General features: G+C 66.0%; 23 protein-coding genes and 1 pseudogene. 7 read left to right on the forward strand and 17 right to left on the reverse strand.

Going from position 1 to position 26692, the window contains the following annotated elements; all coding sequences use genetic code 11:
• Positions 1-13: 13 nt before the first annotated feature.
• Both G7007_RS11435 and G7007_RS11440 read left to right on the forward strand, forming a co-directional pair.
• Positions 14-1027, forward strand: a complete 1014-nt coding sequence (locus G7007_RS11435) for an extracellular solute-binding protein (RefSeq protein WP_181101827.1) — start codon at positions 14-16, stop codon at positions 1025-1027.
• Entirely contained in the window at positions 1027-2592 is a 1566-nt protein-coding gene (locus tag G7007_RS11440) for an ABC transporter permease (RefSeq protein WP_181101828.1), read from the forward strand. Before G7007_RS11435 ends, G7007_RS11440 begins: the two co-directional genes overlap by 1 nt.
• A 181-nt stretch (positions 2593-2773) precedes the next feature.
• Here the strand turns inward: G7007_RS11440 and G7007_RS22520 are convergent, their stop codons facing one another.
• From G7007_RS22520 to G7007_RS11500, 13 genes and pseudogenes are all read right to left on the reverse strand, one after another.
• Positions 2774-3658, reverse strand: coding sequence for a methyl-accepting chemotaxis protein (locus tag G7007_RS22520; protein ID WP_375139492.1), 885 nt, complete (start codon positions 3656-3658; stop codon positions 2774-2776).
• Positions 3659-3679: 21 nt separating this feature from the next.
• Positions 3680-4612: pseudogene (locus tag G7007_RS22525) on the reverse strand (methyl-accepting chemotaxis protein); the annotation flags it as partial.
• A gap of 326 nt (positions 4613-4938) precedes the next feature.
• Positions 4939-6231: an adenylosuccinate synthase gene (locus G7007_RS11450; protein WP_181094585.1), complete on the reverse strand. Its 1293-nt coding sequence runs from the start codon at positions 6229-6231 to the stop codon at positions 4939-4941.
• Positions 6232-6287: 56 nt separating this feature from the next.
• A complete protein-coding gene (locus tag G7007_RS11455; protein ID WP_181101832.1) occupies positions 6288-7475 on the reverse strand; it encodes an ATP phosphoribosyltransferase regulatory subunit in 1188 nt (395 codons plus the stop codon).
• Positions 7476-7752: 277 nt separating this feature from the next.
• On the reverse strand, positions 7753-8622 hold the full coding sequence (gene hflC / locus G7007_RS11460) for a protease modulator HflC (RefSeq protein ID WP_181101834.1): 870 nt from the start codon (positions 8620-8622) through the stop codon (positions 7753-7755).
• Positions 8622-9797 (reverse strand): FtsH protease activity modulator HflK, encoded by a 1176-nt coding sequence (gene hflK, locus G7007_RS11465; protein ID WP_181101836.1) that lies wholly within the window; start codon positions 9795-9797, stop codon positions 8622-8624. Before hflK ends, hflC begins: the two co-directional genes overlap by 1 nt.
• Before the next feature lie 96 nt (positions 9798-9893).
• Complete coding sequence (hflX, locus tag G7007_RS11470) at positions 9894-11195, reverse strand: ribosome rescue GTPase HflX (RefSeq protein ID WP_181101838.1); 1302 nt, start codon at positions 11193-11195, stop codon at positions 9894-9896.
• A 12-nt stretch (positions 11196-11207) separates the two neighbouring features.
• The gene (hfq, locus tag G7007_RS11475) at positions 11208-11468 is read right to left on the reverse strand and encodes an RNA chaperone Hfq (protein WP_060395122.1); all 261 of its coding nucleotides are present in this window, start codon (positions 11466-11468) and stop codon (positions 11208-11210) included.
• 93 nt (positions 11469-11561) lie between these two features.
• Complete coding sequence (miaA, locus tag G7007_RS11480; RefSeq protein ID WP_181101840.1) at positions 11562-12524, reverse strand: tRNA (adenosine(37)-N6)-dimethylallyltransferase MiaA; 963 nt, start codon at positions 12522-12524, stop codon at positions 11562-11564.
• Between the two features lies 1 nt (position 12525).
• Positions 12526-14442: a DNA mismatch repair endonuclease MutL gene (gene mutL, locus G7007_RS11485; protein WP_181101930.1), complete on the reverse strand. Its 1917-nt coding sequence runs from the start codon at positions 14440-14442 to the stop codon at positions 12526-12528.
• Positions 14442-15905, reverse strand: coding sequence for an N-acetylmuramoyl-L-alanine amidase (locus tag G7007_RS11490; protein ID WP_219859041.1), 1464 nt, complete (start codon positions 15903-15905; stop codon positions 14442-14444). Before G7007_RS11490 ends, mutL begins: the two co-directional genes overlap by 1 nt.
• Complete coding sequence (gene tsaE, locus G7007_RS11495; protein WP_181101844.1) at positions 15906-16379, reverse strand: tRNA (adenosine(37)-N6)-threonylcarbamoyltransferase complex ATPase subunit type 1 TsaE; 474 nt, start codon at positions 16377-16379, stop codon at positions 15906-15908.
• Positions 16367-17227 carry an NAD(P)H-hydrate dehydratase gene (locus G7007_RS11500; protein ID WP_258198552.1) on the reverse strand — a complete coding sequence of 287 codons (861 nt, stop codon included), beginning with the start codon at positions 17225-17227 and terminating at the stop codon, positions 16367-16369. Before G7007_RS11500 ends, tsaE begins: the two co-directional genes overlap by 13 nt.
• Before the next feature lie 65 nt (positions 17228-17292).
• On the opposite strand from G7007_RS11500, the gene queG reads away from it, so the two are divergent.
• A complete protein-coding gene (queG, locus tag G7007_RS11505) occupies positions 17293-18354 on the forward strand; it encodes a tRNA epoxyqueuosine(34) reductase QueG (protein WP_375139491.1) in 1062 nt (353 codons plus the stop codon).
• Positions 18355-18628: 274 nt separating this feature from the next.
• Here queG and G7007_RS11510 read toward each other — a convergent pair whose 3' ends face one another.
• The gene (locus G7007_RS11510; RefSeq protein WP_181101850.1) at positions 18629-19240 is read right to left on the reverse strand and encodes a trimeric intracellular cation channel family protein; all 612 of its coding nucleotides are present in this window, start codon (positions 19238-19240) and stop codon (positions 18629-18631) included.
• Positions 19241-19398: 158 nt separating this feature from the next.
• On the reverse strand, positions 19399-19941 hold the full coding sequence (gene orn / locus G7007_RS11515) for an oligoribonuclease (protein ID WP_181101852.1): 543 nt from the start codon (positions 19939-19941) through the stop codon (positions 19399-19401).
• 136 nt (positions 19942-20077) lie between these two features.
• Between orn and rsgA the strand changes: the two genes are divergently transcribed.
• On the forward strand, positions 20078-21109 hold the full coding sequence (gene rsgA, locus G7007_RS11520; protein ID WP_181101854.1) for a small ribosomal subunit biogenesis GTPase RsgA: 1032 nt from the start codon (positions 20078-20080) through the stop codon (positions 21107-21109).
• A gap of 235 nt (positions 21110-21344) precedes the next feature.
• Here rsgA and motB read toward each other — a convergent pair whose 3' ends face one another.
• Together motB and motA are read right to left on the reverse strand one after the other, a co-directional pair.
• Positions 21345-22394, reverse strand: coding sequence for a flagellar motor protein MotB (gene motB, locus G7007_RS11525; RefSeq protein WP_181101856.1), 1050 nt, complete (start codon positions 22392-22394; stop codon positions 21345-21347).
• A 3-nt stretch (positions 22395-22397) separates the two neighbouring features.
• Positions 22398-23249, reverse strand: a complete 852-nt coding sequence (gene motA, locus G7007_RS11530; RefSeq protein ID WP_181101858.1) for a flagellar motor stator protein MotA — start codon at positions 23247-23249, stop codon at positions 22398-22400.
• Positions 23250-23379: 130 nt separating this feature from the next.
• Here motA and G7007_RS11535 point away from each other — a divergent pair, with 130 nt between their 5' ends.
• Genes G7007_RS11535 through asd form a run of 3 tightly spaced genes read left to right on the forward strand, consistent with a single transcriptional unit; the run spans position 23380 to position 26645 of the window.
• The gene (locus G7007_RS11535) at positions 23380-24915 is read left to right on the forward strand and encodes an HDOD domain-containing protein (RefSeq protein WP_181101860.1); all 1536 of its coding nucleotides are present in this window, start codon (positions 23380-23382) and stop codon (positions 24913-24915) included.
• Positions 24916-24961: 46 nt separating this feature from the next.
• Positions 24962-25771 (forward strand): rhodanese-like domain-containing protein, encoded by an 810-nt coding sequence (locus G7007_RS11540; RefSeq protein ID WP_181101862.1) that lies wholly within the window; start codon positions 24962-24964, stop codon positions 25769-25771.
• Positions 25772-25781: 10 nt separating this feature from the next.
• Entirely contained in the window at positions 25782-26645 is an 864-nt protein-coding gene (asd, locus tag G7007_RS11545; RefSeq protein ID WP_181101864.1) for an archaetidylserine decarboxylase, read from the forward strand.
• Positions 26646-26692: the final 47 nt, after the last annotated feature.

Consider the following 26692-nt stretch of genomic DNA (forward strand, 5'->3'; position numbering starts at 1 on the left):
AGGAACCACCCGCATGACGATCCGTCCGCACACGCTGATGCGCACCTTGGCCGCCGCCGCGCTGAGCCTGGTCATCGGCACGCCCGCCGCCCTGGCCGATGCGCCCGTCACGCTGACGATGTACAACGGTCAGCACAAGGAGATCGGCGAGGCCATCGCCAAGGCCTATGAGGCCAAGACCGGCATCCATATCGATATCCGCAAGGGTAGCAGTAATCAGCTGGCCAGCCAGATCATCGAGGAAGGCGACCGCTCGCCGGCCGACATCCTCTACACCGAGGAGTCGCCGCCGCTGAACAACCTGGGCGAGCTGGGGCTGCTGGCGAAGATCGACGACGCCACGCTGAACATGCTGCCCAAGGAATACGTCGCCGCCAACGGCACCTGGATGGGTGTGACGGCGCGTACGCGGGTCGTGGTGTTCAACCCGAAGAAGATCGACGAAAGCGAACTGCCTAAATCGGTCATGGACTTCGCCAACCCGGAATGGGACGGTCGTGTCGGCTTCGTGCCGACCAGCGGTGCCTTCCAGGAACAAGCCGTGGCCATCCTGAAGATGCACGGGCGTGAAGCGGCCGAGGAATGGCTGACTGGGCTCAAGGCCTTCGGCAAGACCTACACCAACAACATGGTGGCGCTCAAGGCGGTCGAGAAAGGCGAAGTCGCTGCCGTGCTGGTCAACAACTACTACTGGTACGCCCTGGAGCGCGAGCGCGGCAAGCTGGACTCCAAACTCTACTACCTGGCCGATGGCGACGCCGGTGGCCTGGTGACCATCTCGGGCGCCGCAGCCGTCAAGGCCAGCAAGCACCCCAAGGAAGCTCAGGCGCTGCTGAATTGGATGGCCAGCGAAGAAGGCCAGCGCGTGATCACTCAGACCACGGCCGAATACCCCCTGCACAAAGGCATGGTGTCCGACCGTGGCCTGAAGCCGTTCGACGAGCTGCGTCCGCCGAAGATCACCCCGGCCGACCTCGGCAATGCCGAAGAAGCCTTGGAACTCGAGCGTGAGGTCGGTCTGCTCTGATGACTGCTGCCCTGCCCGAGCCGGCCCTGGTTCGTTACGTACCCCGCCGCAAGCGCCCCTCGATCTGGGTGGTGCTGCCGGTGCTGTTCCTGGTAGCGATGAGCCTGCTGCCCCTTTTGTACGTCGCCATCAAGGCCTGGGAGGCCGGCTGGCAGGAAGCGCTGCACCTGCTCTGGCGGCCCTTCGTCTGGGGCCTGCTGCGCAATACGCTGCTGCTCATGGTCGGCGTCACCGCCACCTGCCTGGTGGTCGGCCTGGCGCTGGCCTGGCTGCTGGAGCGCAGCGACTTGCGCGGTCGGCGCCTGTGGGGCGTGGTACTGTGCCTGCCGTTCGCGGTGCCGTCGTTCGTCTCCAGCTTCACCTGGGTGTCGCTGAGTTCGAGCTTCGAAGGGCTGGGCGGGGCGATCCTGATCATGGCGCTGTCCAAGTACCCGCTGATCTTCCTGCCGGTGGCCGCCACCCTGCGCAACGTCGACACCTCCCTGGAGGAGTCGGCGCGCACCTTGGGATGCAGCCGCTGGGGCGTATTCTTCAAGGTCACCCTGCCGCTGCTGTGGCCGGCCATGATCGGCGGCGCCCTCTTGATCGCCCTGCACATGCTGGTGGAGTTCGGCGCGCTGTCGATCCTCGGCCTGCAGACCTTCACCACGGCGATCTACCAGCAGTTCGAACTGGAGTTCAGCAATGCCAACGCGGCCATGCTCTCGGCGGTGCTGCTGGCGTTGTGCCTGGTCATGCTCTGGCTCGAACTGCGGGTGCGCGGCAAGGCCCGCCACGTGCGCATCGGCCAGGGCGTCGCACGCCGCGCCGCGCCGGTCAGGCTGCGCGGCTGGGCCGTGCTCGGGCAGTTGTTCTGCCTGGGGCTGGCCATCCTGGGGAGCGGCATCCCGCTGGCGATGCTCGGCTACTGGCTCAGCGTCGGTTCGTCGGCGGCCTTCCCGGTCGCTGCCATCGGCAAGGCCCTGCTGACGTCGCTGTCGGTCTCCCTGGGCGGCGCGGGCTTCTGCGTGCTGCTGGCACTGCCGATCAGCTTCCTGGTGGTGCGCTACAAGGGGCGCCTGGCGATCTGGGCCGAGCGGCTGCCTTATCTGCTGCATGCCCTGCCCGGCCTGGTCATCGCCCTGACCCTGGTATTCTTCGCGCTGCACCATGTGCCGGCGCTCTACCAGACCACGGCCTTGCTGATTCTGGCCTACGCCATGCTCTTCCTGCCCCTGGCGCAGGCGCCGGTGCGCACCGCCCTGAACAAGGCCTCGCCCACCCTCGAAGAGGCTGCCCGCACCTTGGGCGCCAGCAGCTTCGCGGCGTTCTACCGGGTCACCCTGCCGATCATCTTCCCGGCCCTGGCGGCGGCGTTCGCGCTGGTGTTCCTGGACGCGATGAAAGAGCTGACGGCGACCCTGCTGCTCAGCCCGACCGGCATGACCACCCTGGCGACCGAAGTGTGGGCCCACACCGCCAACGTGGAGTTCGCGGCGGCGGCGCCGTATGCGGCGCTGTTGATCGTGGTGTCGGGATTGCCGGTGTACCTGCTGACGACGCGGATGTACCTGAACAAGGCGTGAAGAAGGGTCCAGGCGCGGGTTGGCCTGGGCTGTTCACGCACAAGATGGCTCGCTGCGTGCGTGCCGCTGGCGTGGAGCTGGTGACATGAGCCACAAAAGCCTGGGGGCAACTTCAGGTTCCCACACTTCCTGCCAGCGTCCATACACCCTGTAAACCCGCACAGCCAACGTCCTCCCCTGCTCAAGCCTTGAACTGCCCCAGGCTCGCCCGCAGCTGCCCTGCCAGGTCGTCCAGCACCTTGCTGCTGGCCGTGGTCTGCATCACCACCGCAGCGGAGCGCTCGGCCTGGGCATGGATGGTTTCCACCCGACCGCGCACGGCCTGAGCACCGCTGGCCTGTTGCTCGGCAGCGCGGGTAGCCAGGCCGATGGCGGCATGCACCTGCTCCACCGCCGCTTGCACCGACTGCTGGCGCCGTTCGTTGTCGCGCAGCACCAACAGGCCTTCTTTGGCCTTGAGACCGGCCTGGCCGATGCTGGCCACCGCTTCCTTCGCGCCTTTCTGCAACGCAGCGATGTGCGCCTGGATATCGCCCGTGGAACGTTGCGTCTTGCTGGCCAATGCACGCACCTCGTCGGCCACCACGGCGAAGCCGCGTCCGGTTTCACCCGCGCGGGCCGCCTCGATGGCGGCGTTCAGGGCCAACAGATTGGTCTGCTCGGCGATGCCGTGGATCACCGTCAGCACCACCTCGATCTGCTGGCTCTGCCGGGCCAGCCGCTCGATCACCTGGGCGCCGGTGTCCACCTGGCCGGCCAGGTTCTCGATCAGCCCGGCCAGTTGCGTGGAGCTGCGGCTGTTCTCGTCGGTGGCCTGACGGATGTCCACCACCTGCTGCAAGGCCGCCTGCATGGCATGGCTTTCGGTCTGGGCTTCGTCGGCCATGTTCGACAGGTCACGCAGGCTGGCGGCCACCTCGTCACGTTGCAGGGCAGCGGCGGTGTCGGCACCGGCATTGCGCTGGGCCATGGCGTCGATCTCGACCCCGGTGCGCTGCGCCACGGCGCCGGCTTCACGCACGATCGGTTGCAGCTTGTCGATGAAGCGGTTGACCGCCGAGGCCATGTCGCCGAGTTCGTCGCGGCTGTCGAGCGGCACCCGTCGGGTCAGGTCGCCTTCGCCGGCAGCCAGATCATCGAGTGCCCGGATCAGCAGCCGCACCTTGCTCAGCACCCGACGGCCCAGCACCACGGCCACCAGCAGCAATACGGCCAGGCCGACCACCGCCAGCATCAGGCCGATGCGCCAGCGCAGTTCGCTGGCCGCCTCGCGCACGGCTTGTGTGGTGTTGGCCTGCATGGCCGCAGCGCTGCCCTGGGCTTTCTCCAGACGCTGGCGCAGCACGTTGCCGCTGTCGGCGGCCGCCCCCACCAGGCTGTCCTGGACCAACTGCCCGGCACTGCCGATCAGCGCGGTGAAACGCTGATCGAGGGCTTTGAGCTGCTGGTCGATGTCAGCGGTGGACACCCCCATCAGCACCTTGCCGATCTCGGCACCGTTCGGGCTGATCGAGGCCTCAACGACGTACACGGCCGGATCGCGACGGGCGGCCTCGATCACCTTGTCCAGCGCCCGCTCACCCTGACCCTTGGCCAGCAAGGCCTGGTTAATCGGGTTCTGGCGGTTGAGGTAACGGGTCAGGTGCTGGCCCTGGGCGTCGTCGTAGATCACGAACAGCACGTTGGGGTTGCGCTGGGCACGCCGGGCGAAGTCCGACAGCACGGGCACGTCGTTGTCCCAGATGGCGCGCGGTGCCACTGAAGCCAGCAACTGCGCCATGTCGTTGGCCGACTCCTTGAGGTTGTTCTCCAAGGTGGTGCGCAGCTGCTGCTGCTCGCCCTGCAAACGGGCAGACAGGCCTGTGCTCAAGCGCTGCCGAGTGCTGTCGGACAGGCTGTCCAGGCCCGAACGCACCTCCTGACCCGCCTGTTGCAGTTCGCTGGCCAGCTCGCGGCTGTCGTCACCGAAACGCTGCTCCAGATCAGATTGCAATTGGGTAACGGTGCCACGGGTCAGCATGACCGCGACCAGCACCTGGATCAGCAAAGCGATACCCAAGGCCACGAACACCGGCCGCAGGAGCCGGCTTCGTAACAGTGAAAGGATGGCGGACACGGCGTAACCCTCGTGTTTCTGGAGCCACTATTTTGATGGCACTGACAGAAACGCCTTGCAGCAAGGGTTATGCCGATAACAGCTGCGTGACACGACGGTCTTGAGCTTGTCTGAAAAGCCCTCGGTCCTCCACGGATCGCTGGGCCTTCACCACCAGACGACGGCTTGCGGATACGAAAACGCCGCGCCCCTTTCGGGAGCGCGGCGCTGGATCGATCAGCCGAAGCGGATCAGGCGAACGGATGACGCAGGACGATGGTTTCGTTGCGGTCCGGACCGGTCGAGATGATGTCGATCGGCGCGCCGACCAGCTCCTCGATGCGCTTGATGTAGTCGCGCGCCGCCGCTGGCAGGCCGTCGAGGCTCTTCACACCCAGGGTCGACTCACTCCAGCCTGGCAGGGTTTCGTACACCGGCTGCAGGCCGATGTAGCTGTCGGCATCGGTCGGCGCTTCGATCACATCGCCGTCGGCGTTCTTGTAGCCGACGCAGATGTTGATGGTTTCCAGGCCGTCCAGCACGTCCAGCTTGGTCAGGCAGATGCCCGAGATGCTGTTGACGTCGATGGCGCGACGCAGGATTACGGCATCGAACCAGCCGCAACGACGCGCACGACCGGTGGTGGAGCCGAACTCATGGCCCCGCTTGGCCAGGGTGGCGCCGGTCTCGTCGAACAGCTCGGTGGGGAACGGGCCGGAGCCGACACGGGTAGTGTAGGCCTTGGTGATGCCGAGGATGTAGTCCAGGTACATCGGGCCCACGCCGGAGCCGGTGGAAATGCCGCCCGCGGTGGTGTTGGAGCTGGTCACGAACGGGTAGGTGCCGTGGTCGATGTCCAGCAGCGAGCCCTGGGCGCCTTCGAACATGATGTCCTTGCCGGCGCGACGCAAATTGTGCAGTTCGGCGGTGACGTCGAGCATCATCGGCTTGAGCTGCTCGGCGTATGCCATGCACTCGTCCAGGGTCTGCTGGAAGTCGATGGCCGGCTCTTTGTAGTAATTGACCAGCTGGAAGTTGTGGTAGTCCAGCAGCTCGCCAAGCTTGGCGGCGAAGCGCTCACGGTGGAACAGGTCGCCCACGCGCAGGCCGCGACGGGCGACCTTGTCTTCATAGGCCGGGCCAATGCCACGACCGGTGGTGCCGATCTTGGCTTCGCCACGGGCCTTCTCGCGGGCTTGATCCAGGGCTACGTGGTAGGACAGGATCAGCGGCGCGGCCGGGCTGATGCGCAGGCGCTCGCGAACTGGCACGCCCTTCTCCTCGAGCTTGGTGATTTCACGCATCAAGGCGTCCGGCGCGACGACCACGCCGTTGCCGATCAGGCACTGCACGCCTTCGCGCAGGATGCCCGAGGGGATCAGGTGCAGGACGGTCTTCTCGCCATTGATCACCAGCGTGTGGCCTGCGTTGTGACCACCCTGGTAGCGCACCACGGCGGCGGCGTGCTCGGTCAGCAGGTCGACGATCTTGCCTTTGCCCTCATCACCCCACTGGGTGCCCAGGACGACGACGTTCTTACCCATGATTACTTGTCCTCATTCACGCAACTTGGTTGCCGGCCGACGGCCGGCGAAGAAATTCAGCGGGTCAGCGGCAGAACCTGCCAGCGCCCGTCTTGCAGGATCAACTGGCGGTCGCAGTCCGCCTCGAACGCCGCGCTCAGCGGCTGCCCCGGCAGGGCCTGGACCACGCGCTGGCCGTCCTGGCGCAGCTGGCAGACCGTCTGCCATAGCGCGGCATCGCTGTGGTCGGGCGTCCAGATGCCCCCGGTCGGCAGCACGACCTCGGCACGGCCCAGGGTGACCAGGGTCTTCAGGTCGGTGGAGAAGCCGGTGGCCGGGCGCGCGCGCCCGAAGTCGGCGCCGATGTCGTCGTAGCGACCGCCTTGGGCGATGGACTGCCCCACGCCCGGAACGAAGACCGCGAACACCACGCCGGTGTGGTAGTGGTAGCCACGCAACTCGCCCAGGTCGAAGTACAGCGGCAGGTCCGGGAACCGGGCCGCCAGGCGATCGGCGATCGACAGCAGGTCGTCCAGGGCTGCCAGTACGGTGGCGGGCGCACGACCCAGGCGACGGCGTGCGTCGGTCAGCACTTCACGGCCTCCGCACAGCTCGGTCAGGGCGCGCAGCATGTTCGCCAGGTCCTGGGGCAGCTCGGCGGTCAGGGCGTGCACCTCGTCGCTGGCCTTGCGCTGCAAGGCATCGAACAGCTGCTGTTCGGCCGCGCCCGACAGACCGGCGGCGCGCGCCAGGCCTCGGTAGATCCCGACATGCCCCAGGTCCATGTGCACGTCCGGCACGTCGGCCAGTTGCAACATGGCCAGCATCAGGCTGATGACTTCGACATCGCTGGTCGGACTGGCGTCGCCGTACAGTTCGGCACCCAGCTGGATCGGGCTGCGCGAGTTGGACAGCGCACGCGGCTGAGCATGCAGGACACTGCCGGCGTAGCACAGGCGGCTCGGCCCTTCACGGCGCAGGGTATGGGCATCGATGCGCGCGACCTGCGGCGTGAAGTCGGCCCGGAAGCCCATCAGGCGGCCGGACTGCGGATCGACGACCTTGAAGGTACGCAGGTCCAGGTCCTGGCCCGCGCCGGTCAGCAGCGACTCGAGGTACTCGATGTGCGGCGTGACGACCAGCTCGTAACCCCAACTCTGGAACAGGTCCAACACCTGCCGACGCGCGATCTCGATACGCGCAGCTTCAGGCGGCAGTACTTCCTCGATGCCATCTGGCAGCAGCCAGCGGTCTACCGTTGCCATTACGCCATTTCCCCTTTGGTTCGGACGGCCTGCCTGCCGGCGAGCCATGAGTGAAACGAAGGTCCGCGCCCAACGGCGGGCAGCACCCATCCCAGCGCAACCGCCGTGCGGACATCCTTGAATACGTCGCCTCCGGCCAGATCATCAGGCCAATGAACCGTGCAGACGCAAAAAAGCCGGGAATTTCCCGGCTGACTGATCATACACCCGTTTTCCGTCGGTATGCACCCCGCCTGGCATTTTAGCTGCCAGGCGGGACACACCGACCACCCCGGTGTCAGGGTTTGCTTTTTTCCAGGAAGCGGAAGAACTCGTTCTTCGGATCCAGGACCAGCACGTCGCTCTTGCTGGAGAAGCTTTCGCGATACGCCTGCAGGCTACGGTAGAACGCGTAGAACTCGGCGTCCTGAGTGAAGGCCCCGGCGTAGATCGAGGCTGCTTGCGCATCGCCATCACCGCGGGTTTCCTCGGCTTCTCGGTAGGCTTCGGCCAGCAGGACACGGCGTTGACGGTCGGCATCGGCACGAATGCCTTCTGCCAGCTCGTTACCCTTGGCGCGGTGTTCGCGCGCCTCGCGCTCACGCTCGGTGCTCATGCGGTCGAACACGCTGCGATTGACTTCCTTCGGCAGGTCGATGGCCTTGACCCGCACGTCGACCACCTCAATGCCCAGCTCCTTGCTGGCCATGCGGTTGAGCGACGCGGTGATGTCCGCCATCAGTGCATCACGTTCACCGGACACCACTTCATGCAGGGTGCGCTTGCCGAACTGGTCACGCAGGCCGCTCTCCAGACGACGCGACAGGCGTTCATCGGCGATCTGCTTCAGGCCGGAGGTGGCGGTGTAGAAACGCTCGGCGTCCTTGACCTTCCACTTGGCATAGGCATCGACCATCACGGCCTTCTTCTCCAGCGTCAGGAAACGCTGGGTCGGAGCGTCGAGGGTCATCAGCCGCGCATCGAACGTGCGCACCTGGTTCACGTACGGCACCTTCACGTGCAGGCCCGGCTGCACGTCAGGCTGCACCACGCGACCGAACTGCAACAGGACCGCGCGTTCGGTCTGCGCCACGATGTAGAAACTGTTCCACGCCACGATGGCCAGCACCACGGCGGCAATCAGGGCGATCAGCGATTTATTGCTCATCAGCGACTCTCCCTGGTACGTACCGACTGCTGTTGCTGTTGGGCGTCGGTGTTCGCCCGATTGGCCGCATCACTGTTCGACATCGAAGTCGAAGCGCTCTGCGCAGGCGCGTTGCGGCTCCCTTCGACCATCTTGTCCAGCGGCAGGTAGAGCAGGTTGTTCTGCCCTTCCTTGGTGGTGACCAGGACCTTGCTCGAGTTGCTGTACACCTCTTGCATGGTTTCCAGGTACAGGCGCTGACGGGTCACGTCGGGCGCCTTGCGGTACTCGGTGACCAGCTTGGTGAAGCGGTCGGCCTCACCCTTGGCGCGTGCGACCACTTCGTCACGGTAACCATTGGCGTCTTCGAGAATCCGCTGCGCCTGACCGCGCGCCTCGGGGATCACGCCATTGGCATAGGACTCGGCCTGGTTGCGGGCGCGCTGCTCGTCTTCACGGGCACGGATCACGTCGTCGAAGGCTTCCTGCACTTCACGCGGGGCGGCCGCGCTCTGTACGTTGACCTGGGTGACGGTGATACCGGTGCGGTAGGTGTCGAGGAAGCGCTGCAGGCGCTCGCGAATGTCCACGGCCATCTGCTCGCGGCCTTCGGTCAGCACCTGGTCCATGGAGGTGGAGCCCACCACATGGCGCAGGGCGCTGTCGGTCGCATGCTGGAGGCTGATCTCCGGCTGGTCGACGTTGAGCACGAAGTCCTTGAGGCTGCTGATCTTGTACTGCACGGTCAGTGGCACTTCGACGATGTTCTCGTCTTCGGTGAGCATCTGCCCCTGCTTGGTGTAGGCCCGTTCGCGCGTCACGTTTTCCATGTACTTGCGATCGATCGGCGGGAAGTAGATGTTCAGGCCTGGGCCGACGGTTTCGTGATACTTGCCCAGGCGCAGCACGACGGCCTGCTCCTGTTCGTCCACGACGTACACGGCGCTGTACAGCCAGATGGCCGCGAGCACGGCCAGGCCGATGCCCAGCAGGCCGAAGCCGCCACCCTTGCCGACACGCCGGTCTCCACCACCGCGTTTCTTGTTACCGCCGAACATGCCGTTCAGGCTGTCCTGCAGCTTGCGGAAGGCCTCGTCGAGATCCGGTGGCCCCTTCTTGTCGCCACCGCCGCCGCCACGGCGACCGCCCCAGGGATCCTGATTGTTCGAGTTGCCACCCGGCTCGTTCCAAGCCATAGCGCTCTCCATCTGATAAAGCAAAGACGCGCCCACGGCGCGCCGTCCAATGCTACAGAATGCCTGTCACGGCTGCCCGGCGACGTGGTCGGGCATTTATTGCAAAGTGTGTTGCTCGAGAAACGCTTCCGGCTCCAGGCCGGCACGGCTGACCAGACGATTGAGCTCGACCCGTGGCAGACGCACCGCCAACAGGCTATTGCCTTCTTCATCGTGCGCTTCGCTCTGCACCGCGCCCAGTTCGAAGAACTGTGCACGCAGGCGCGACAATGGCTGCTCCAGACGCAGGGTACCGACGAACAGGTCATTCCCCAGCAGTTCCGCAATCGCCTGACCTACCAGCTCCAGGCCGCGGCCATCCCGCGCCGAGACCCACACCCGCTCCGGCTTGCCATCCGGGTCGCGCTGGATCTGCGGCTCGACGTCTTCGAGCAGGTCGAGTTTGTTATACACCTCGAGGATCGGCAAGCCTTCGGCGCCGATCTCGCCCAGCACCGCCAGCACCTGCTCGATCTGCTCCATGCGCTCGGGCTCATGGGCATCGATCACGTGCAGCAGCAGGTCGGAGTTGCTCGACTCTTCGAGCGTAGCGCGAAATGCCTCGACCAGCTTGTGCGGCAGGTGACGAATGAAGCCCACGGTATCGGCGAGCACGATCGGCCCCAGGTCGTCCAGTTGCAGACGGCGCAGGGTCGGGTCGAGCGTGGCGAACAACTGATCGGCGGCGTAGACCTCGGACTGGGTCAGGGCGTTGAACAGGGTCGACTTGCCGGCGTTGGTGTAGCCGACCAGCGACACCGAAGGGATGTCGGCACGGCGCCGCCCACGGCGGGCCTGTTCGCGCTGGCTGCGGACCTTTTCCAGGCGCGCCTTGATCTGCCTCAGGCGAACCCGCAGCAGACGGCGGTCGGTTTCCAGCTGGGTCTCGCCCGGACCGCGCAGGCCGATACCGCCCTTCTGCCGTTCCAGGTGAGTCCAACCGCGCACCAGGCGCGTACTCATGTGTTCGAGCTGGGCCAGCTCGACCTGCAGCTTGCCTTCGTGAGTACGTGCCCGCTGGGCGAAGATGTCGAGGATCAGGCCCGTTCGGTCGAGCACACGGCACTCGAACACGCGTTCGAGGTTGCGCTCCTGACTGGGCGTGAGGGTGTGATTGAAGATGACCAGGTCGGCTTCCTGGGTCTTGACCAGGTCGCGCAATTCCTCGACCTTGCCACTGCCGATCAGGTACTTGGCCGTGGGCTGATGACGCGCCACGTTGGCGAGCGCGACGATGTCGGCGCCTGCCGACAGCGCCAGCTCCTGGAACTCCTGCGGGTCTTCGCGCGCCTCAGGGTTCTGTCCTTCCAAGTGAACGAGCAGCGCCCGTTCACCACCACCGTGGCGCTCAAAGAACAAGGGAGGCTCCTATCAAACGTTACCTGGCTCGGCGTCGCCGCCTTCGGAATCGGTAGGGCTCGGCAGGCGAACAGGGCGGGCAGGCACGACCGTGGAGATGGCGTGCTTGTAGACCATCTGGCTGACGGTGTTCTTCAGCAGAACGACGAACTGGTCGAACGACTCGATCGAGCCTTGCAGCTTGATGCCGTTGACCAGGTAGATCGAGACCGGGACTTTTTCTTTTCTCAAGGTGTTCAAGTAAGGGTCTTGTAGCGAATGCCCTTTTGACATATGCCGCACTCCTGTAAGGATCGATAGTAAAAAACGGTGAAAAACGGTGGATTCATGCCGGTCACCGTAAGGATAGCCGGTATGTACAAGGACTCAGCCCAATATGGAGATGGTCCTGAGGTATTTCAAGGTGCGCGACAGGTTGTCATCGGCCAGGCTGTCCAGCCAATGCAGGCCAGACCAGCTTCGCAGCCAGGTGAACTGCCGCTTGGCCAGCTGCCGGGTCGCGATCACGCCACGCTCCTGCATCTGCGCAGCGGTCAGCGCGCCATCGAGATGGTCCCAGACCTGCCGATAGCCCACTGCTCGTATAGACGGCAATCCGGCGTGCAAGTCACGTCTGTCTCGAAGTGCACGCACTTCCTCGACGAACCCTTGCTCCAGCATTTGGGCAAATCGTAACGCAATTCGTTCATGCAGGACGTGACGATTCGCCGGCGCGATCGCCAGACTGGCGACGGTGTAGGGCAATGCCGCGTCATCGCCGGCCTGCGCCGCCTGCTGCTGACGCACGCGGTGGGCGGTCATGCTCTGCCCGCTGACGCGGTAGACCTCCAGCGCCCGCACCAGGCGCTGGGGGTCGTTGGGGTGGATGCGCGCGGCCGATTCAGGGTCGACCTCGGTCAGCTGCCGGTGCAGTTCGGCCAGACCGAGCGTAGCCATTTCGGCCTCGAGGTCGGCGCGCACCTGGGCGTCGGCCGGCGGCATGTCCGCCAGGCCCTCGACCAGGGCCTTGTAGTAGAGCATGGTGCCGCCGACCAGCAGCGGGATGCGTCCGCGTGCAGTGATCTCGGCCATCGCTGCCAGGGCATCGTGGCGAAACTCGGCGGCCGAGTAACTCTGTGCCGGGTCGCGGATGTCGATCAGGCGATGCGGATGGGCCGCGAGCACGTCCTTGGACGGCTTGGCCGTGCCGATGTCCATGTCGCGGTAGATCAACGCCGAGTCGACGCTGATCAACTCGCAAGGCAGGACCTGGGTCAGCGCGATGGCAAGATCGGTCTTGCCGGCCGCCGTCGGGCCCATGAGAAAAAGTGCAGGGGGCTTGCCGCTCATGTCACCGACCGCGCAGGAAGAGTTTGTCGAGATCGTCCAGGCCCATCTGGGTCCAGGTCGGGCGGCCATGGTTGCACTGGCCGCTGCGTTCGGTGGTTTCCATGTCGCGCAGCAAGGCGTTCATCTCCGGGATCGCCAGGCGACGGTTGGCCCGCACCGCACCATGGCAGGCCATGGTGCCGAGCAGTTCGTTGAGGTGGGCCTGGATCCGGTCGCTGGTGCCATACTCCATCAGGTCGGCCAGCACGTCCTGCACCAGGCGATTGGCCTCGGCCTGCTTGAGCAGTGCCGGAATCTGCCGGATCGCCAGGCTTTCCGGGCCAAGGCGCTGCAGCTCGAAGCCCAGGCGGCGGAACCAGTCGGCGTGCGCCTCGGCACAGTCGGCCTCGCGCTGGCTCAGCGCCAGCGACTCGGGCACCAGCAGCGGCTGACCGCTCAGGCCTTCGCTGGCCATGGCCACCTTCAGGCGCTCGTACATGATGCGCTCGTGGGCGGCGTGCATGTCGACCAGCACCAGGCCGGTGGCATTTTCGGCCAGGATGTAGATGCCCTTGAGCTGAGCCAGAGCATAGCCCAGGGGTGGGATATCGCCCTGCGCCTCAGGCAGGCCGGCCGGTGCTGTGCCAGGCAGCGGCGAGAAGAACTCGCGGTAGACGGCCTGGGCCTCGGCCGTCGGCACAGGCGGCGCCGGACGTGGCGTGTAGGCGTAGCCTTGGCCCCCGCCGCTGCCGCCACTGTAAGGGCTGCTGCCGGTCGGCGACACCGCTGTGGTCGGCGCGGCGAACGTCGGCTCCAGGGTCGAGGCGGCCAGGCGCATCTCGCCCTGCGGGCCGAACACCCCAGCCTGCAGCCCGGTCGGCTGTACGGCCTGCTCGACCGGCGCGGCAGTGGGTGCGTGATCCTGCGGACGCACATCGGCCAGGGCGCGGTGCAGCGTGCCGTAGAGGAAATCGTGTACCGTGCGCCCTTCGCGGAAACGCACCTCGTGCTTGGTCGGGTGCACGTTGACGTCGACCCCGGTCGGGTCCAGCTCGAGGAACAGCACGAAGGTCGGGTGCCGGCCGTTGAACAGCACGTCGCGGTAGGCCTGACGCACGGCATGGGCGACCAGCTTGTCGCGCACCGCGCGGCCATTGACGAAGAAGTACTGCAAGTCGGCCTGGCTGCGCGAGAACGTCGGAAGCCCGACCCAGCCCCACAGCCGCAAGCCATTGCGCTCGATCTCGATCGGCAGGGCCTGCTCCAGGAAGCCCGGGCCGCAGATGGCCCCGACCCGCCGGGCGCGTGCGACCTCGTCGGGCGCTTCGTGCAGGCCGAGCACCACCTTGCCGTTGTGACGCAGGTGGAAGCCTACGTCGAAACGCGCCAGCGCCAGGCGCCGGATGACTTCCTGAAGGTGGTCGAACTCGGTCTTTTCGCTCTTGAGGAACTTGCGCCGCGCCGGTGTATTGAAGAACAGGTCGCGCACTTCGACCGAGGTGCCGACCGGGTGGGCGGCGGGTTGGACGCGTGGTGTCATGTCGCGGCCTTCGGTCTCCACCTGCCAGGCTTCGCCGGCATCGGCGGTGCGCGAGGTGAGGGTTAGGCGCGCCACCGAGCTGATCGAGGCCAGCGCCTCACCGCGAAAGCCCAGGCTCAACACACCTTCGAGGTCTTCCAGTTCACGGATCTTGCTGGTGGCATGGCGCGCCAGGGCCATGGGCAAGTCTTCGGCAGCAATGCCCTGACCGTCGTCGCGTACGCGCAGCAGCTTGACCCCGCCCTGCTCCACCTCGACGTCGATACGCCGGGCACCGGAGTCCAGGCTGTTCTCCAGCAGCTCCTTGATCACCGAAGCGGGACGTTCCACCACTTCGCCGGCCGCGATCTGGTTCGCCAGCCGTGGGCTGAGCAGCTGGATGCGTGCGTCGCCCTTCATCATTGCGACGCCAGCGTGGTGTTGGGGATGTTCAATTGCTGGCCGACCTTGAGCGCATCGGTCTTCAGGCCGTTGGCGCTGCGCAGCCCGGCCTCGCTGACCTGGTAGCGCACGGCGAGCATCGCCAGCGTTTCGCCCGGCCGGACGGTGTGCTCGCGTGGGCCTTGGGCGATCTTGCCGCTGTCACGCAACCAGGCGATGTAGGTGCCCGGCGGCGGGTTCTGCTGGAAGAACTGCTTCACGCCACTGGTGATCGAGCGCGCCAAGGCCTGCTGATGGCTCCGGGTGGCCAGCTTGGCGGCTTCGTTGGCGTTGGAGATGAAGCCGGTTTCGACCAGAATCGACGGGATGTCCGGCGACTTGAGCACCATGAACCCGGCCTGCTCGACCCGGCGCTTGTGCAGCGACGTAATGCGGCCCATGTTGCCGAGCACCTTCTGCCCCACGTTCAGGCTGGAGCTGAGGGTGGCGGTCATCGACAGGTCGAGCAGCACCCCAGCGAGCATGCGGTCCTTGTCGTCGAGGCTAACGTTGCCAGCGCCACCGATCAGGTCGGAGCGGTTTTCGCTGTCGGCCAGCCAGCGCGCCGTCTCGGATGTGGCGCCGCGGTCGGACAGGGCGAACACCGAGGCGCCGAAGGCCGCCGTGGAGGGTGCTGCGTCGGCGTGGATGGAGATGAACAGGTCGGCGCCTTTCTTGCGCGCGATCTCGGTGCGCTTGCGCAGCGGGATGAAGTAGTCGCCGGTACGGGTCAGCTCGGCCCGGTAGCCTTTTTCGGCACCGATCTGGCGCTGCAGCTCCTTGGCGATCTGCAGCACGATGTCTTTCTCATGCTGACCGCGCGAGCCAGAGGCCCCCGGGTCTTCACCGCCATGGCCGGCGTCGATGGCGACCACGATGTCGCGCTTGCCGCTCGGCGCGGGTGGCAACTTGAGCGTGGATTGCGTCGGCGCGGACGGCACGGGCACCGGCGCGCGGGTGACGGTTGGTACCGGTACCGTGGCTGGCGCGATGGCGGGGGCAGGCGCAGGCGTGCTGGCGGCGATCGCGTCGGCTTCGCTGTCGTACAGGTCGACCACCAGGCGGTTGCCGTACTGGGCGTTCGGCGCCAGGGTGAAGCTCTTGGGCGTCACGGCCTGCTTGAGGTCGATCACCACACGCAGGTCGGTCGGGGTGCGCTGGGCCGAGCGCAGGCTGGTGATCGGGGTGTTGGAGGTGGCGACGTCGAGCGGCCCGCCGAGGGTCGCGCCATTGATGTCGATGACCAGGCGGTTCGGCGCGCTCAAGGTGAAGACGTTGTGCTGTACCGGGCCGGTCAGGTCGAACACCAGACGCGTGTTGTCCGGCGCGCGCCACAGGCGCACGCTCTTGACCTGTGTAGCGGCCAGCGCATCGATGGTCACTGCCGTCAACAGCAGCCCAACCAGAGTGACCAGTGCGCGTAGGCGCATACCTTTCCCCATTTACTGTGTGAATTCGGCCGCCAGCGCCGTGCACCAGGCTTCGGCGCGTGCGCTGTGCGGCGTCAGGTGCAGCGAACGGCCGCTGCCCTGCGGGCGTATGGTAATGGTCAGGTCAGGCTTTGGCAAAATGCCCTCACCCTTTCCCGGCCACTCGAACAGGCACAACGGGTCACCCTCGAAATAGTCGCGAATGCCCATGAACTCCAGCTCCTCCGGATCGGCCAGCCGATACAGATCGAAATGATAAGCACGGACCTCACCGATCTCATAAGGTTCGACCACGGTGAAGGTCGGGCTCTTGACCGCACCTTGGTGACCCAGGCCACGGATCAGGCCTCGGGACAGCGTGGTCTTGCCCGCGCCGAGGTCGCCCTCGAGAAACAGGATGCCATGCCCGGCGGTCAGCCCGGCCAGGCGCGCGCCGAAGGCGACGGTTGCCGCTTCATCGGCCAGATACACGGTTATGCCAGACACGCTGAATGCTCCTCCAACAAAGTTCTGATGACCGGGATCAGGTCGCTGGCCGCCAGCCCGCGACCCTGCTGGCCCAGTCGTTCGCCGGCGCGGGCATGCAGCCAAACGCCGAGACATGCCGCCGCCCAGGCCTCCAGCCCCTGCGCCATCAAGGCCGCGAGCACGCCGGTCAGCACATCACCGAGCCCGGCGCCGGCCATGGCCGGATGCCCATGGTCGCAGCGCGCCAGCCGTCCGGCCGGATCGGCCACCAGTGTTCCGGCGCCCTTGAGCACGCAGACCACCCCGTACCGCTGTGCCAGTGCCCGCGCTGCACCCAGCCGATCGGCCTGCACGTCCTGGGTGGACAAGCCCAGCAGGCGTGCGGCTTCACCAGGATGGGGCGTGATCAGGCTGCCTTCGGGCAAGGTCATGGAAGCGCTGGCCAGCAGGTTGAGCGCATCGGCGTCCCAGACCTGCGGGACGCGTGCGGTGACCACCGCAGACAGCAGACCGCGTCCCCAGGCCGCCTGCCCGAGCCCTGGGCCGACCACCACCACCGAGGCGCGCTCGAGCACTGGCATGAGCTGGTTGGCCGAAGCGACGCCCAGGCACATGGTCTCGGGCAGCCGGGTCAGACCGGCACCGACGTGCTCGGGCCGCGTGGCGACGCTGACCAGGCCGGCACCACAGCGCAAGGCCGCCTCGCTGCTGAGCAGGACCGAGCCGCCGGTACCGAAGTCGCCGCCGACGACCAGGACATGCCCGAAGTCGCCCTTGTGCGCGCCTGGCGAGCGAGGCGCAAGGCCCACGAGGTCCTCGCCGTGGATCGGTTGAGGGCTGCTTTGGCTGTGTTTGGTCTGAGGCATAAGGTCAACGGCTCCAATGTCTGGCAGAATTATACGCACCTGAGCCTGTAATGCCTTGCCCATCCATGTCTGTCCACTCTCTCGATCTTGCCGCGCTGGCCCTGTCCGTCAAGGACTGGGGGCAAGCGCTGGGCTTTTCCCACGTTGGCATCGCCGGTATCGACCTGGGCGAGCACGAACATCACCTGCGTCGCTGGCTGGATGCCGGCCACCACGGCGACATGGAATACATGGGCGCCCATGGCAACAAGCGATCGTACCCGGCCGAGCTGGTGCCCGGCACGGTGCGGGTGATTTCCCTGCGCATGGACTACCTGCCCGGCGACACCGCCATGGCCCAGCGCCTGACGCAGTCCGAGAAAGCCTACATCTCGCGCTACGCCCTGGGGCGCGACTACCACAAGCTGGTGCGCAAGCGCGTGCAGCACCTGGCCGAGCGCATCCAGGGCGAGATCGGTCCCTTCGGTTTCCGCGCCTTCGTCGACAGCGCGCCGGTGCTGGAAAAGGCCCTGGCCCAGCAGGCCGGCCTGGGCTGGATCGGCAAGAACACCCTGCTGCTCAACCGCAAGGCCGGCAGCTACTTCTTTCTCGCCGAGCTGTTCGTCGACCTGCCCCTGCCGGTGGACGAGGCCCAGGCCACCGAGCACTGCGGCCGCTGCCAGGCCTGCCTGGACATCTGTCCGACCCAGGCCTTCGTCGGCCCCTACCAGCTCGACGCACGGCGCTGCATTTCCTACCTGACCATCGAATTGAAGACCGCCATCCCGGTCGAGCTGCGCCCGCTCATCGGCAACCGCGTCTTCGGCTGCGACGACTGCCAGATCACCTGCCCGTGGAACCGCTTCGCCCGCCCGACCGCCGAAAGCGACTTCATGCCCCGCCATGGCCTGGAGAATGCCGACCTGGCGGCGTTGTTCCTGTGGGACGAAGCGACGTTCCTGAGCAGGACCGAAGGCTCGCCCTTGCGCCGTGCAGGATACGAACGCTGGCTGCGCAATCTGGCGGTGGGCCTGGGCAATGCGCCGTCCACGATCCCGGTGCTAGAGGCACTGCAGGCGCGACGCGATCACCCATCGGAGCTGGTGCGCGAGCATGTGGCATGGGCGCTCGAGCGGCATGGGGTGTAGGGCAAGCGGCAAGCGGCAAGCGGCAAGCGGCAAGCGGCAAGCGGCAAGCGGCAAGCGGCAAGCGGCAAGCGGCAAGCGGCAAGCGGCAAGCGGCAAGCGGCAAGCGGCAAGCGTTGGATGTCGTGGCTCCGAAGCGTTCCAAACGGCAGTGACGCCTGCCTTCTAATGACGCACTGCTGCCCTGCGCCCCTCAACCTCCACCCATCCAACACCCTTACCTCTGCGTCAGACGCCCGCGGTCAACTTGCAGCTCGTAGCTCGCCACTCACCTCCCCTACGGCTGATCGTTGTAATGGAACTTGGGCATTTCCCAGTGAAAGCGGATGGCCAGCAGACGGATCAGGAACCCGCCGAACAACGTCAGCAGCATGGATTGCTCCGGCGACACCTCGAAGTGCACGCAGCCCAGGTAGAACCAGGCGGCCGCGAAAGACACGCTGGCATACAGCTCACGGCGAAACACCAGGGGAATGTCGTTGCAGAAGATGTCGCGCAGAATGCCGCCGAAGACCCCGGTGATGACGCCGCTGATCGAGGCGACCAGCAGGCCCTGCCCCATTTCCAGGGCGGTCATGCAGCCGATCAGGGTGAAGGCCACCAGGCCCAGGGCGTCGAGCACCAGGAACAGCGAGCGCAAGTGGCGCATCAGCGGCGCGATGAAGACGGTCAGCAGCGCCGCGAAACTGGTCAGCACCAGGTATTCGGGGTGCTTCACCCAAGTCAGCGGGTAATGCCCGAGCAACACATCACGCACCGAGCCGCCGCCCAGTGCGGTGATGCAGGCGATCAGCACCACCCCGAACCAATCCATGCCCCGTCGCCCTGCGGACAGTGCGCCAGTCATGGCTTCGGCGGTGATCGCGATCAGGTACAGCATCAGCAACATGGCAGGCCTCCGACAAAAAGGCGCGCAGTCTACCTTAGCTGCAAGCTGCAAGCTGCAAGCCGGAGCGCCGCCTCAACGTCCTGTCACACCCGACGCATCGCACCGCTGTCCGCTTACAGCTTGTCGCTTGTCGCTTGTCGCTTGCAACTCGCCCTCCCTCACACCTTGATGAAATGCTCACGGTAATGCCGCAACTCGGCGATCGACTCGCGAATGTCGTCCAGGGCCAGGTGGGTATTGCCCTTGCGGAACCCATCACGCACCGCCGGTGCCCAGCGTGCGGCCAGTTCCTTGAGGGTGGAGACGTCCAGGTTGCGGTAGTGGAAGTAGGTTTCCAGCTCGCGCATGTGCCGGTACAGGAAGCGGCGGTCCTGACAGATGCTGTTGCCACAGATCGGCGACGTGCCCTTGGGCACCCATCGTTCCAGGAACGCCAGGGTCTGCGCCTCGGCCTCGGCCATGTCGATGCGGCTGTCGCGCACGCGCTGGGTCAGGCCCGAGGCACCGTGAGTGCGGGTGTTCCACTCGTCCATCCGCGCCAGCACCTCATCGCTGTGGTGGATGGCGATCACCGGGCCTTCGGCCAGGGTATTGAGATCACTGTCGGTGACGATGGTGGCCATCTCGATGATGACGTCGCTATCCGGGTCCAGCCCGGTCATCTCCAGGTCGATCCAGATCAGGTTCTGTGGGTTCTGCATGCTTTGAGGCTCCTCGACTAGGCCATTATGGTAGCCCAGTTGCGTCGCGCATGCGCCGTCGACACGTGCGCGATCGCAGGGGGTGGGCATGCTAGACTGCCAGCCGTTTATTTCTGCTCGCCACCACGGAACATTCATGGCCAAACGCCAGCTCAACCGTCGCCAGAACTGGCGCATCGAAAAAATCCAGGGCGAGCGCGCCGCACGTGCCGCCAAACGCGAACAGCAGGTGCTGCAGGAGCTCGAGGGCGGCGACCTGGGTCCGGAGCGGTTGGGCCTGGTGATCGCGCATTTCGGCGTGCAGGTCGATGTCGAAGCCCAGGATGGCGACGCGGCCGGCGAGCTTTTCCGCTGCCACCTGCGCGCCAACCTGCCCGCCCTGGTGACCGGCGACCGCGTAGTCTGGCGCGCCGGCAACCAGGGCATCGGCGTGATCGTCGCGCAGATGCCGCGCAGCACCGAACTGTGCCGCCCGAACAACCATGGCCAGCTCAAGCCGGTGGCGGCGAACGTCGACCGGATCGTCATCGTCTTCGCGCCGGCACCCGAGCCACAGGCCAACCTGATCGATCGCTACCTGGTAGCCGCCGAACATGCCGGCATCCAACCGCTGCTGTTGCTCAACAAGGCCGACCTGATCGACGACCATAACCGTGCGTCGCTGGAAGCGCTGCTGGCGGTGTACCGCAGCCTGGACTACCCCCTGCTGGAAGTCTCCGCCCACGGTGGCGACGGCATGCAGCGCCTGCAAGAGGCGCTGGACGGTTTCACCAGCGTGTTCGTCGGGCAGTCCGGCGTCGGCAAGTCCTCGCTGGTCAACAGTCTGCTGCCGGCGGCACGCACCCGAGTAGGCGACTTGTCCGACTGGTCCGGGCAAGGGACGCATACCACGACCACGGCACGGCTTTATCACTTCCCCAACGGCGGCGACCTGATCGACTCGCCGGGCATCCGTGAATTCGGCCTGATGCACGTGAGTCGCGACGATGTCGAAGCTGGCTTCATCGAATTCCGCGATCTGCTGGGGCGGTGCCGCTTCCGCGACTGCAAGCATGACCGTGAGCCGGGCTGCGCGTTGTTGGGGGCATTGGAAGAGGGGCGGATCCAGCCGCAGCGGATGCACAGCTACCGGTCGATCATTGCCAGCTTGCCGGAAGATGAATACTGAAGGCTGAGGATGTTTTGGAAAACGCCAGAAGGCGGGTGTGGGAGATTCTACGATTTCTGCCAAGTGCTGATGTGATCCCAATCGCGGCCGGTCCGGCGCCCTGGCAGAGACTGCTCCTACACCCGTAGCCGCACCACAGTATTGCAGGCTATCGCGGCCCCCTGTGGGAGCTGGCTTGCCCGCTCCCACACCAGAACGTGTGCGCCTGCCAGCACACTGGCCGCGATCAGGGCGTTCACCCTTCTCTGGCTTCGTCCAGCTTCAGCGTGCCGTTGTCGAAGATGTTCAGCTTCTGCCGTAGCTCGCGCGGCTGCATCGGCGCCGCGCTGCTCTGATCGGGTGCGGTAGCCCCAGGCGCCGCCGGTGAGGGTACAGGCGCATTCGGCGCAGGCGTCGGCACTGCGCTGGGTGCAGCCTCTGGCGTGGCCGGGGCGCTCTGCTCGCCTTCGATGTCGCGCTGTGCCTTCTTGGTCAGGACGATGATGTCGATGCGTCGGTTGACCGGGTTGTACGGGTCCTTGCGGTCGAACAGCGACGACGACGCATAACCCACCACCCGCGCCACCTGCTCGTCCGGGTAACCACCCACCACCAGCGCCCGCCGCGCCGCGTTGGCGCGGTTGGCCGACAGTTCCCAGTTGCCGAACTCGCCATTGCCGGTATAGGCCTTGGCGTCGGTATGACCGCTGACACTGATCTTGTTCGGCACGCCCTTGATGGTGTCGGCCATGGCCAACAGGATGTCCTCGAAGTAGGGCTGCAACCGCGCGCTGCCCAATGCGAACATCGGCCGGTTCTCGGCGTCCATGATCTGGATGCGCAGACCGTCCTGGGTGATCTCGAACAGGATCTGGTCCTTGAACTTCTGTAGCTCGGGATTCTCCTCGACCTTGTTCTGCAACTCCTGCAACAGCAGCTCCAACCGTTCGTGCTCCAGTTGTTCGGCCATGGTCTGCACCTGGTCCTGGTCCAGCTCCAGGTTGTCGCGCTTGAGCGGCTCGGTCTTCTGCTCAGGGTTGATGGTCTTGTCCGGCGACAGCTCCGGTGAGCCGCCCAGGTCGATGACGTAGGGCGTGCCGCTTTCCGTGAACCCGATCGGGTCCTTGAAATAGCCGGCGATGGAGAGCTTCTGCTCGGGCGTGGCGGTCGACAGCAGCCACAGCACCAGGAAGAACGCCATCATCGCCGTGGCGAAGTCGGCGAAGGCGATCTTCCAAGCGCCGCCATGGTGCCCGCCGCCGAAGCGCTTGACGCGCTTGATGATGATCGGCTGATTGTTCTCCATGACTCAACGACCGCGGACGGCTTGTTCCAGCTCGGCGAAGCTCGGGCGGTGCTTGGGGTACAGCACCTTGCGCCCGAACTCGACGGCCAGCGACGGCGGCATGCCGGAAGCGGACGCCACCAGGGACGCCTTGATCGCTTCATACAGGTTCACTTCTTCCTTGGCATCGTGGGCCAGGCAGGTGGCCAGCGGGCCGAAGAACCCGTAGGCGGCCAGGATACCGAAGAAGGTACCGACCAAGGCCGCGCCCACGTGCATGCCGATCGCCGCCTGGTCGCCATCGCCCAGCGAGGCCATGGTCACCACGATGCCCAGCACCGCCGCGACGATACCGAAACCGGGCATGCCGTCGGCCACCCCGGTCACCGCATGGGAGGGGTGTTCGAGCTCTTCCTTGAGGCTCAGCAGCTCCATGTCGAACAGGCCTTCAAGCTCGTGGGGGGCCATGTTGCCGGTCGACATGATGCGCAGGTAGTCGCAGATGTAGGCCGTCATGCGCTCATCGGCCAGCACCCCAGGGTACTTGGCGAAGATCGGGCTGGCGGCAGGGTCTTCGATGTCGGCCTCGACCGCCATCATGCCTTCGCGACGGCTCTTGTTGAGGATCTCGTAGACCAACCCGAGCACGTCGAGGTAGAACGCGTGGGTGAAGCGCGAGCCGAACATCTTCAGCGACTTCTTGATCACGTGCAGAGTCATGTAGCCAGGGTTGGCCTGGAGAAACGCACCGAAGGCGGCCCCGCCGATGATCATGACCTCGAAAGGCTGGATCAATGCCGCGATCTTGCCGTGGGAAAGCACGTATCCGCCGAGCACACTCGCGAATACGACGATGATGCCGATAATTTTAGCCATGGTTCAAAGCACTTGCTGTCGTGGTCAGGGGGTGGGGCGGGCGCTCGAAAACGCTTCTTCTCCTTATCGGCAGAACTGCGCCAGACTATAGTCAGTCCAATCGAAAAGCCAGTTGAAGGCCGATACCAGAATGCCAGATGACGCCAAGGTGACCACCAAGTCCCCCGTTACGCTCGACGCCTGGGTCAAGCTGCTGGACGGCGTGCGCCTGCCGGTGCCCAAGGCCAGCCATGACCGGGTGCTGTCGGCCATCAACGACAGCCGGCGCTCGCTACGCGACATCGCCGACCTGATGCAGGGTAGCCCGGCGCTGGTGCTCAGCGTGATGCGCGAGGCCAACCACTCGGCCAACGCCAGCCAGGCCGAGCCTGCGGAAAGCCTGGAGATCGCGCTCAACCGCCTGGGTCTGGAGCGCACGGTGCGCCTGCTGGCACGTCTGCCGGCGCTGGACGCCGATACCATCCCTCCAGTCCTGCGCCAGTTCCAGATGATCAGCCAGCATGCCAGTCAGCAGGCCAGCGGTCTGTTCGCCAGCCGTCTGGCCCGGCTGTGGCAGGAAATCCATTGGGGCAGCCTGCTGTTCCTGTCGCCCCTGTGGCCGCTGGCGGCGACCTATCCGGCACTGCTCGATGCCTGGGAGCTGCGAGTGATCCACAAGGGCGAAGACGCCACGGCAGTCGAGCACGAGCTGTTCGGCGTGCGCATCATGGAGCTGTGCCAGGCCGTGGCCACCCACTGGCGCCTGCCGGAATGGGTGACCCAAGGCTATCGCCTGTTGCTCGAGGAGCGTGAACAGCTGGTGCAGGTGCTGAGCATCGCCCGCGAACCCGAACCGCTGGTGCAGCAACAGCGGCTGGACGAAGAACCTGGCCTGCGTCGCTGGTTCAACCAGCCGGCCAACACGGTGCTGCTGGCCAACGGCCTGGCGCTGGCAGCGCAGGTCGGCTGGGACAACCCGCACCTGCTGCGCTGGCAGTTGCTCACCAGCCTGTACCTGCAGACCTCGCTGGACGACGTGCAACAGCAGGTCCACCAGCAGGCCGCCGCCAGCGCCCGTCGCCATGCGCGCAAGGCCCTGTTCCACCCGGCCGAGGCCCTGATCTGGCCCTGGGACCAGCGCCGCCCCCATCCGGACATGCTGACACCTGCGCCGCCCAGCGCCCAGGACATGCAGCAGTGGCGTCGGTTGTGCAACGAACTGCTGGCCCAGCCCAGCCCCTTCACCAATCTCGTGCACCTGGCCACCCAAGCGCGCGAAGCCCTGCTGCTCAGCGGCATGCAGCGGGTCCTGCTGCTGGCGCTGGACCGGGTCAACGAGCGCCTGCGCGTGGTGCAGAGCGTCGGCCTGCCGGCCGAGGCCACACGCCTGGCGTTGACCCTCGACCAGAGCCCCGTCCTGCAGAAGCTCACCGGTCAACCGGGCCAATTGCGTCTCACGCCCGAGAACCGTACGCGCCTGTCGAGCCTGCTGCCTGCGCCTCTATGGGCGCTGTGGCGCAGCGAGCACCTGCTGATGCGCTCGCTGGCCGTCAATGGCCAGGTGGTGATGCTGATGATCGTCGACCAGCATGGCCGCCCATTGAGCGACGTCAGCGTGCAGGCCGTCGGCAAGACCGCCCAGTGCATCGAGCGTGCGCTGGCCACCTTCGGTAGCCGCAACGCCTGAGCCTTGCGCTACAATCGCCCCTTCAACGTCCCCGTGGAGACTGTGGATGCCTGACTTTTCCGGCCTGCCCCTGGTAATCGAACCGACCGATCTGCTGCCTCGGCTCGACAGCCCCGAGCTGATTCTGGTCGACCTGACCAGCGCGGCCCGGTACGCCAGTGGGCACCTCCCTGGCGCACGGTTCGTCGACCCCAAGCGCACGCAGTTGGGTCAGCTGCCGGCGCCCGGTCTGCTGCCCACCCAGACCGACCTGGAGAAGTTGTTCGCCGAACTGGGTCACCGTGCGGACGCCGTCTACGTGGTGTACGACGATGAAGGCGGCGGCTGGGCCGGGCGGTTCATCTGGCTGTTGGACGTCATCGGCCACACGCAGTACCACTACCTCAACGGCGGCGTGCTCGGCTGGCCGAGCGATCGCCTCACCACCGACGTCCCGGCGCCGGCGATCGCCCCCGTGCACCTGCACCTCGACCCGGCACCGACCGCCACGCGCGAGTACCTGCAAAGCCGCCTGGGCCAGCCGGACCTGGTGGTCTGGGACGCACGCGCCCCGGCCGAATACCGCGGCGAAAAGGTGCTTGCAGCCAAGGGCGGGCACGTGCCGGGCGCGATCAACTTCGAATGGACCGCCGGCATGCAGCACGACGACCACCTGCGCCTGCGCACCGACCTGGCATCGGTGCTCGCCGGGCTGGGCATCACGCCGGACAAGGAAATCATCACCCACTGCCAGTCTCACCATCGTTCGGGCTTCACCTACCTGGTGGCCAAGCACCTGGGTTACCCACGGGTCAAGGCGTACGCCGGCTCCTGGGGCGAATGGGGCAACCACCCGGACACGCCTGTCGACGTTTAAAAGGAAACCTATGAAATCCCGATTGTTCATCCTCAGTCAGTACCTGCTGCCGCACCACCTGCTGTCGCGCCTGGCCGGCTGCGTCGCCGAATGCCGCGTGCGCTGGTTCAAGAATGCCTTCACCGCCTGGTTCGCCAAGCGCTACCAGGTGGACATGTCCCAGGCGCTGGTCGAAGACCTGACCGCCTACGAGCACTTCAACGCCTTCTTCACCCGTGCGCTGAAAGCCGACGCCCGTCCGCTCGACCCGACGCCTGGCGGCATCCTGTGCCCGGCCGATGGCGCGGTCAGCCAGCTGGGCCCTATCGAGCATGGTCGGATCTTCCAGGCCAAGGGCCACAGCTACAGCGCCCAGGAATTGCTGGGGGGCGATCCGGCGATGGCGGCACCGTTCATGGGTGGGGAATTCGCCACCATCTACCTGTCGCCGAAGGACTACCACCGCGTGCACATGCCGCTGGCCGGCACGCTGCGCGAGATGGTCTACGTGCCGGGTCGCCTGTTCTCGGTCAACCAGACCACGGCGGAGAACGTGCCTGAGCTGTTCGCCCGCAACGAGCGGGTGGTGTGCCTGTTCGACACCGAGCGCGGCCCGATGGCCGTGGTGCTGGTGGGCGCGATGATCGTCGCGTCGGTCGAGACGGTCTGGGCCGGGCTGGTGACGCCACCCAAACGTGAGCTGAAGACCTTCCGTTACGACGAGGCCAGCCGTACGCCGATCCACCTGGAGAAAGGCGCGGAACTGGGCCGCTTCAAGCTGGGCTCGACCGCCATCGTGCTGTTCGGGCCGCAGCAGGTGAAGTGGCAGGACCTGCTGGGCGCAGGCTCGGTAGTGAACATGGGCCAGTTGCTGGCCGTGCCTGCCGAAGCCTGAGGGCCGTTCGACGGGTGGCTGAGGCGCTCGAGCCACCTGTCCTTCCG

Source organism: Pseudomonas entomophila (assembly GCF_013523125.1).
Lineage (GTDB): Bacteria > Pseudomonadota > Gammaproteobacteria > Pseudomonadales > Pseudomonadaceae > Aquipseudomonas > Aquipseudomonas entomophila_B.